This is a genomic window from Deltaproteobacteria bacterium, assembly GCA_016874735.1.
Lineage (GTDB): Bacteria > Bdellovibrionota_B > Oligoflexia > Oligoflexales > CAIYRB01 > CAIYRB01.
In genome coordinates this window covers 1-6,556 of record VGTI01000109.1, presented here as the reverse complement: position 1 = coordinate 6,556, position 6,556 = coordinate 1, and the positions used below count along the sequence as shown (strand labels likewise).

The 6,556-nt window shown below is 53.2% G+C and carries 7 protein-coding genes; 3 read left to right on the top strand and 4 right to left on the bottom strand.

What is annotated here, in order from left to right; genetic code table 11:
• Positions 1-249: 249 nt before the first annotated feature.
• Positions 250-576, bottom strand: a complete 327-nt coding sequence (locus FJ146_18940; protein MBM4254049.1) for a hypothetical protein — start codon at positions 574-576, stop codon at positions 250-252.
• 200 nt (positions 577-776) lie between these two features.
• On the opposite strand from FJ146_18940, the gene FJ146_18935 reads away from it, so the two are divergent.
• The 3 genes from FJ146_18935 to FJ146_18925 are packed head-to-tail and all read left to right on the top strand — an operon-like array spanning position 777 to position 3,120.
• Positions 777-1,247, top strand: a complete 471-nt coding sequence (locus tag FJ146_18935; GenBank protein MBM4254048.1) for a hypothetical protein — start codon at positions 777-779, stop codon at positions 1,245-1,247.
• A gap of 26 nt (positions 1,248-1,273) precedes the next feature.
• Positions 1,274-2,179, top strand: a complete 906-nt coding sequence (locus FJ146_18930) for a hypothetical protein (protein ID MBM4254047.1) — start codon at positions 1,274-1,276, stop codon at positions 2,177-2,179.
• Positions 2,176-3,120, top strand: coding sequence for a sterol desaturase family protein (locus FJ146_18925; protein MBM4254046.1), 945 nt, complete (start codon positions 2,176-2,178; stop codon positions 3,118-3,120). The genes FJ146_18930 and FJ146_18925 overlap by 4 nt, the downstream gene beginning before the upstream one ends.
• Here the strand turns inward: FJ146_18925 and FJ146_18920 are convergent.
• The 3 genes from FJ146_18920 to FJ146_18910 are packed head-to-tail and all read right to left on the bottom strand — an operon-like array spanning position 2,976 to position 6,556.
• Complete coding sequence (locus FJ146_18920; protein ID MBM4254045.1) at positions 2,976-4,265, bottom strand: MFS transporter; 1,290 nt, start codon at positions 4,263-4,265, stop codon at positions 2,976-2,978. The two genes, FJ146_18925 and FJ146_18920, sit on opposite strands and share 145 nt — an antisense overlap.
• A 24-nt stretch (positions 4,266-4,289) precedes the next feature.
• The gene (locus tag FJ146_18915) at positions 4,290-4,544 is read right to left on the bottom strand and encodes a hypothetical protein (GenBank protein ID MBM4254044.1); all 255 of its coding nucleotides are present in this window, start codon (positions 4,542-4,544) and stop codon (positions 4,290-4,292) included.
• A gap of 59 nt (positions 4,545-4,603) precedes the next feature.
• A complete protein-coding gene (locus tag FJ146_18910) occupies positions 4,604-6,556 on the bottom strand; it encodes a M3 family oligoendopeptidase (GenBank protein ID MBM4254043.1) in 1,953 nt (650 codons plus the stop codon).

The window sequence follows — 6,556 nt, the reverse complement described above, 5'->3', positions numbered from 1 at the left end:
CAGCAACGTCGACCTTGCGATCACGCGTCCCCAAAGATTAAATGTGAAGCCCTGAATTCCGCTTGATCGCAGAAAATCACGACGACTTTTTCTCATCGTTCGCTCGCATTTCGAGGTTGAGTGATTCAATACCTAACAGGCACTTGGGGATTCAGGAGGGAAGAAGGGTAGCTGGCGGGTATAATCCCGAATATATCACGAGGGAAAATAGTGCTGCTAGACAGCACTAATTTCCCAGGTGGTTAGTATTTAGAGAGTGGGATTTTGGCAGGCAAAAAGTGCCTGATTTAGGGCGCTTTCAGCTGCAGCTAGGTCGCGTGCGTAGTTGGTTTCGACGCGTTTGATGCAGACACTTCCCGGCACTGGATGACCGAGATCGATGATGTCGTAGCAGGCGCGCATGCCTTGGGTAAAATGCAGCGAGGCGATTCCGGCGCTGTCTTTGTGGGTCTTTTGTGCTGCAGCAACGCATGGTGTCGCCTCAGTCTCGGTGGTCGCGCTGTCTTGCGGGGCGGCGGCGGCGAGGCCACTGGCGAGAGTCCAGGATAAAGCGGCAAGTACCTGTAATAATTTCATAAAAACCTCATCGGCTGTGCTGTTTTCGATCGAGCGCAGCCGTTTCGTAGCATCGAGCGTTACAAGCGTCAACAAAAGTCCTTTATTTGATGCGGGTCCGAAAACCTGCAATGGATTGAGTGCCGGGTGGATAATGGTTAAAATGTAATTAACTAGCCGATTAGACTGTTTTTTATTTTTCGCGAGTGAGGAGCTCTCCATTGCGCATGGTTGCCACCGCAGCGTACTTACCTCTGATTGCTACTATGTTGCTGTCATGTGTCGACCCTGCACCAGCCCCTCCACCTGTAAGTGGACCGCGCAGAGCTGAAGCGAAGGCTGGAGATCCTGGTAAGGCCGTGGCCGCAAGTCCGCATGTAGGAGATAAAAGCAAGCCGCCCACTGTCGTGAAGCCAGCCCCTGCCGCACCAGCACCGTGGTCACCTCCACCCAATGTTGCTGCGCCCCAGGTTGCGGTCGGGAGCCCATCACCGCCTACTGACAATTTGGGGACGTTGCTATCAAGTTTGCTGGGTATGGGAGCGGGCGCTCTCGGCGGAGCTAGCTTGGGTAGTTTTTTGGGTGATTTGATTGGGAACCAGCAGTTGGGTACGCTACTGGGGTCGGTGGCTGGTGCGACATTGGGCGGTGGTTTGTCTCAGGGCACTCAGGATCCCACAGTAATTCCATAGTCGGGCTACGTAAGGAAGTGCCATTCATGAAATCATTAACCGTAACGAGAGAGCCGCGGTACTGGATCCTTATCCTTACGTTCATTGCGGCTTGTGGCTGCAAGCGGGCAGCAGTGCGTCCTTCTCAAGATGCCGCCCAAGATCAAGGGAGTGTCGCTTTACTAGACACATCTGGCAAGCAGCTCACGGCGGTTGGTCAGTGTGGTGCGACCTTCAACAATCTTCAACAAGTGCCCCCACACCTTGCTGCCTTGGATACGGCCGGTGTGATTAGGGGCGTCGAGACTAAACCCGAGTTAAGATTTGCAGTGCTCAGCGCGTTGGCAGCAGTACCAAGATCACTGTTGCAGTTACTCTTCGTCAATCTTCAGGGTCAGTTGGTAGTAGGTGATGCCGCCAGCCTTTGTAAGGATACGCCGCTAAGTCCGGAAGAGAAGGAAATGCTCGGCAAGGAAATGCCCGGGGATGCACCGACAATTCCAGCTTGTTGGATCGGCGATCACCAAGCGCCACTAAGACTGGTTGTGGCCGAAAATTCCCAAGTGATCCGTGGCGTACTGTTACGTCTGTTCGCCTATATGTACTCTGAGTATTTTATGGCTAGGGTTCAAGATCCGGGTGCGCCCAGCAAATTTCGTGATCCCCAGTGGCAGGAGTTGATAAATAATTTTGCTGATTTGAAGGCTCGATTAACTTTGGCCTATCTGGCCGACCATCAGCGTGTTGCCCCTGCGAAAATCGCTATTCTTGAGCGGTTTCGTAGCGCTAGCCCCCAGCAATTTACCAACATGATCTTTGCCAACGCAGTCGATAGCTACTTCTGCACAGCGATGAGCCGGCAGTCTTTTGCAACGACGCTGCCCCAGACGTTTCAAGTATTCACCGACGTAACAAAGCCATCGGCACCACTAAAAATATTCGGTCTCCCATGACACCAGACGTGATGGAACGGCTACAAAATCCGCAGACCATTTTTTATTGGCCGTACATAGCTATCGCCATTGTTATGGCGCTAGGTTGGCTGATTCTGGCCGTGCGTTACAGCCTCAAAGAGGCATGGATTTACTTATTTAGTCGTGAGATTTGGTTGAGTCCAACTGCCTTTACGGATCTGCAGTATAGCCTTATGTATCTGCTGATCCTGCGAGGATTTGTCGTGGCGCTGGAGACCGCTGTTTTTGTCCCGACGCGCAACATCACCCTAGAGCTTGCGGCGCGGGTCGTCCCAGACTCATGGTGGATTCAGACCAGTGTGCTCATTGAGGGTGTTGCGGCGACATTAGTGACGATGTTGGCCATAGACTTCAGCTCGTATTGGGTGCACCGCTGGATGCACGAATATCCGATCTTATGGCGTCTCCACAGCATTCATCATAGCGCTGAGGTGCTGACACCTATGACGACCTATAGGCAGCATTTACTCGAACCAGTGATTCTCAATACGTGTCGGGCTGCTGCATCGGGGATCGCACTTGGCTTTTTCCATGCGATATTTATCGATGCTACCCCTGTGATCACAGTGTTTGGAATGGGGGCAGGGTTTTTCGTCTATATGTTTACGACCAATCTTCATCACTGCCATGTCCCTGTGTGTTATCCACGGATCTTACGCTGGCTGCTAGTGAGCCCTCATCAGCATCAGCTACACCACAGTCGGGATCCTAGGCACTTTGACTGTAATTTTGGCGTCGTCTTTTCATTCTGGGATAGAGCCTTTGGTACCCTGCGTCACGAATCCGTAGGCGTCGGTGAGCTAGTATTTGGTATCCCACCCTCTTTAGGTAGCCAAAAGCTAATTCCCAACCAAAGCCCGACAAATACCAAAGATGCGCTGGCAAAAACACTTTCCGCAATAGCTAATCCAGTCGCTTGAATCAAGGTGATGATGCCCGAGGTGATACCCTTACTAAATCGGTAACCAACGACATCGATCATCTCTTTAGCGCGGTAACGCGCGGCAAATGATAAGGGCACGTACAGGGCTTCTTTAGCTGCTCTGAATATGGAGTAGTCGATACATTTGAAAGCAGCAAATGCTATGGCCCAGCTGGTGAGTTCAGGGCGCCAGAGGCAGAAGCTTATTGCAATCAGATGGATACATGGGACAGCGATCAGAACACGGCGCGGTCCAAGGTACGGGAGAACTAGCGGTGCGATCAGGAACTGAAAGACGGCCGCGATGCCATTGACCCACGCGTAAAAAATATAGGAGTATGCGGATTGCTTAGAGGCGTCCGGCAAGGCGTCATAAAGAGATCCTTGAAAACCGAGTCCGAGTAAGGTCCCGACTAGTTGACCTTTGACTACCAGCGCCATGATCACGACGAGGACACGCTCGCGCCGAAATGCACCGAGGCCGACATCTTTAGCGATGATGGTGCCGTCTTGACCCGGGTCTCGATCTTGATCTTTTGGTTCGCCAAAAATGGCAAAGGCCCGATCAGCCACGATAGCCGCTGGTATTGTGACGATCCCAGCAACAAGGATCAAGTTGGTGGTGCCTAGGCTTTCGGCTAGTTGACCACCAACCAATCCCGCTGCAATGGACCCTAGGGATGCGATACCACAGACGACACCGTTGATGCGTCGTGAGTCGTCACGCCCTACGGAGCTATTAATAAACGACCAGTACTGCTCAATGAGCAGCACAATATAGGCTTCTTTAAATAAGTAGAGGAACCACAGTACGCTCGACACCTGGTAGCGTATAGCGAGCGAGGCCAGTATCAGCAGTCCTGAGGTCCCCAGAGTCGATACGAGTAGTGTTCGCCTCGGGCCTAGCACCGTCAGCATACGTGCGTAAAAGAAGGCTACCGCTACGACCATCACCGGAATCAGTGATGTGACGAGCGGTAGTTGCGCTTTGCCATAGACACTGGCAAAGATTGAGTTGCTTGGACTCCTTACCAGCTCGTATCCCGCCAGAGTCAATGCAGCTGCCGTAGCCATGGTGAGCCCGACACCCACAGTGCGTTTAGGAATCGCTTTTAAGCCTGGAAAGGTCCAAATCTGACTCAAGGGCGTCTCCCCGGTACAATGAAATTACCAGGAGCCGCCACCGCCATGACCCTGATCGGCAGCAGGAGCAGCTTGCTCTGCCTTGGCTTTAGCCTTCTCCCAGGTGCCACCTTGGTGCTCACAGTCTTTCTTTTTCTCTGCGGCTTTACTGCCTTTGACGGTGAGTTCGCTGCCGTCTTTGCTGCAAACCCATTTAGCATCACCAGCCATAGCCTGGCCTGCAACTAGGGTAGCGCTCATTGAAACAACTGCGATGACGTGACGAGCGATGTTACGCATAAAACTACTCCCTATTTTGACGTTACGTGCTTAAACGCTACCATGGGCCTATGGCTGACTCAACTTTTAGCCTGTAAATAATCGGTAGCTGCTGCCTCAAATGCCAGCACGCTCTGTTCTGCTATGGCCAAACTTTGGTGCCAAAATTCAGGCTGCGTCAGATCCACGCCTAAATATTTATATGCGACTTCTTCAGCGTCCATACTGCCTGTATCGCGCAGTAGAGCGACGTAGCGCGTGTAGAAGTCGGAACCTAGTTTAGGGCGCTGAGCATAAACACCGAGTGCGAATAGATAGCCGAATGTGTAGGGGAAATTGTAAAAGCTAAGATCGGCAATAGAAAAGTGTAGTTTGCTCGCCCAGAACATTGGCTCCGTCTCTGATAAGGAGTCGCCATACCAGGCTTGCCAGCTCTCCGTCATGAGGCGGCGAAGCTCGTCAGGACTCAGTGTAGACCGCTGCCGTTGCTCGTAAAACCTGCGCTCAAAGTGAAAGCGAGCCGGGATATTGAGGACGAAGGATTCTACCTCGCGTGCTTGGGCCCAGGTGAACTGGAGCCGATCAGCTGGATCCTTAGCTTGTTCAAGTAAGGCAGCATTGACCACGGTCTCGCCAAATATGCTCGCTGTCTCGGCGAGCGTCATGGGGTAATGTGTCGCGGCGATCTTCATGTCGCGCATCACCCAATTATGGAAGGCATGACCGAGTTCATGCGCTAGCGTTTTTAGCTCACGCATGCCGCCAGTATAGGTCATATACACGCGTGGCGTGCGTGATTTAGCAAACTGGGTGCAATAGGCTCCTGGGCGCTTGTGAGGACCTACCGTGGCCTCGATCCACCTTTTTTCTGCCATCATGTGGACAAATGCACCCATATCCGGATGAATGGCCGCGTAGGCGCGCGCAATGATACTGATAGCATCGTCAAAACTTGGAGGCTGCCAGCCACCGTGACTGAGCTGAGGGCAGGGGGCAAATAGGTCCCACGGCGCCAGCGTCTTCTTACCTAGTAGTTTTGCCTGCAGTCTGAGGACGCGGTGGCCTAGATCTTTTTTATCGCTGACGGCAGCCATCATGGCGTCTAGGGTGGCGGGCTTGATACGATTTTGATGCAGCGGTGTCTTGAGGAAATGCATGGCACGCCGCGATGAGCGACGCCGATATTCTTCAATCCGCCAACCAGAGAGAGCATTCAGGATAGCGGCAGCGGCCTCCTCGTGTTCTTGCCAGGCCTGACGGATCGCCTTGTGGGCGGTGGCTCTGACGATCTCGCTAGGATCTTGGCTGAGGCTAGCGGCTTCTGCCAGACCAACCCAGCGTTCCCCGGTTGGTAAATCCAAGCGGCATCTGATGCCACCAGCAAGGCTGTCATATAGATTGCCCCATGCCGTTGGTCCATTGACGCCAAAGGCTATCAGCATGTCCTCTTCACTCAGGCTGAGTCCATAATCACGAAGTTCTCTCAGTTTACGGACGGCGTAACCGTAGGCTTTAAGCTCGGGATCGGCCAGCACTGCCGCCAGAGTGGCGTCGTCGACGTACTTTAAGATTTGCTGTACAGGTGAGTACGCCTCCTCTAAGGCCGCCTGTAAACTTTGGGCCTGCCCGTAAAGCGCCTTGGCAGGCGCCAAAGTTGCGTCAACGCTGAGTCTGCAGCTCAAGTAGGTTTGCACGTTGTGGAGTAAGACGAGAGCTTGCTCGTACTTGAGCATCGCCTGTGGGACGTTACTAGCGACAAGAGCGCGCGTTTGATCATCAGGCACTAAATCCCGGGAGGCCAGTGGACGCAGCAGGTCGCTGAGCTGGCGGATTTCCGCGCATAACTCACCGGCCAGGGTAAGGTCCCTAGCAAGAGCAGGAGATTCCACGGCGGGATACTCGGTATTTAGATCCCACGACGGTGCGCTGGACGGTTTTGGGCTCACGTGGCGTGCTCCTATAGAATTTTTGCGACTCGGGTGGGAATTAAAGCCCATCGGCATCCTTCGTACAAGCAATTGTCGCTCACCCAT

Coding starts and splice junctions, on each gene's coding strand:
- FJ146_18910 (MBM4254043.1), bottom strand. CDS start 6,556: ATGGGTGAGCGACAATTGCTTGTACGAAGGATGCCGATGGGCTTTAAT.
- FJ146_18915 (MBM4254044.1), bottom strand. CDS start 4,544: ATGCGTAACATCGCTCGTCACGTCATCGCAGTTGTTTCAATGAGCGCT.
- FJ146_18940 (MBM4254049.1), bottom strand. CDS start 576: ATGAAATTATTACAGGTACTTGCCGCTTTATCCTGGACTCTCGCCAGT.
- FJ146_18925 (MBM4254046.1), top strand. CDS start 2,176: ATGACACCAGACGTGATGGAACGGCTACAAAATCCGCAGACCATTTTT.
- FJ146_18930 (MBM4254047.1), top strand. CDS start 1,274: ATGAAATCATTAACCGTAACGAGAGAGCCGCGGTACTGGATCCTTATC.